This window comes from Acidisphaera rubrifaciens HS-AP3 (genome assembly GCF_000964365.1).
Lineage (GTDB): Bacteria > Pseudomonadota > Alphaproteobacteria > Acetobacterales > Acetobacteraceae > Acidisphaera > Acidisphaera rubrifaciens.
The window spans coordinates 1-1,249 of the sequence record NZ_BANB01000992.1 but is presented as its reverse complement, the minus strand read 5'-3'; the positions used below and the strand labels follow the sequence as shown (position 1 = coordinate 1,249).

Sequence of the window (1,249 nt, the reverse complement as noted above, 5' to 3'; positions counted from 1 at the left end):
GTCCGATGGGCCGGCCGCCGATTGCGTCGCCGCCGCGGCCGACTGACACCGCCACCGTCCGAAGCCCCGCCAGTTCGTTTGTCGCCAGCGGCCGCACGCGCGGGCGGGTCGGCACCGGCCCCGCCTTGGCGGCCGCGCGCCCGGTCAGCTCCCGAAGGCCGGCGCTCCGCGCCTGTGACGATCGGGCCAGCGCGTGAACCCGGCACGCCCCCAGGCCGCGCCGACTCGTCTCGGGCGCACGACGTCATTCAACCCCGCGGCGCATCGCCTGCCGCCGGCACACAGTGCCCGCGACTGGCCGGGCGCCTTACCGAGACGTTGCGCCCCGGGCCGGTCCGGGCAGGGCGCGGGCGAGATAGAGCGCGTAGCTCTCATCCGTGACCGCGCCTCCGAATTGCGCGAGCGGGGTCAGCGCGACCCCCGCCGCCCGGATCGCCGCGCGGCGGTCCGGGTCGGGCTGGTCGAGCAGGGTGATGAATACCACCGGACCGCCGCCCGCCCGCCGCACCTCCGCCGCGAGGCGCTCGGGCAGCATCGCCGGCCGGTACGCGTCCCGACGGCGCAGGAACCGGACGTAGCGATCCGTGCAGTCGCAGTCGGGAAAGACCATGCTGCGGCCGAGCAGGATGGCGATCGGCGCCGCATGCGTGTCCGGCGTCCCGATCAAGGTCGCGTCCGCGAGCCCGTGCCCACGCAGGAATGCCGCCGCGGCGCCGGCCGCCGAGAACGGCGGCGACCACATCAGCATGACCATCCACGCCCCCGCCGCGGCATTGAGCGCGAGCAGGCCGAGATCGGCATGGGCCACCCGGCCACCCTGCCGGCAGCGGATCCACAGGGCGACCACAAACGCCACGAAAACAAAGCCCCAGTGGCGGATGCTGCCAAGATAGATCAGATGACCGAAGGCGACGGTTCCGGCATAGGTGACGCCCGGGATGATCAGCAGCCGCGCCCTGCCGGCAAAGCTCGTGGCAAGCGCCAGCATCACGCCCGGAGTCAGGACCAGCAGCAGCCAGGCCAGGGTGCCCTGCTGCGCCGCCGCCGCCTGGGCCGCCGCGCCCAGGCGCCAGAAGCCTGGCGGGTAGAGCGGCAGCAGCCCCTCCGCCCCCATGGCGGCCGCGAACAGGGCACGATAGGGCGACGCCGCCTCGGCGAAGGGCCGGCCGGCGGTGCGCCACGACATGTCGGCCGCCGGCCCGACGGTCGCGACGGCCAGCGCCGTCAGCGCGACATACAGCGCCGCCGG

1 protein-coding gene is annotated in these 1,249 nt (G+C 74.9%); it reads right to left on the bottom strand.

The annotated features are described in order from the left end of the window. Window positions 1-307: 307 nt before the first annotated feature. On the bottom strand, window positions 308-1,249 hold a 942-nt coding region (locus B8460_RS22520; protein WP_048863315.1), incomplete at its 5' end, for a hypothetical protein.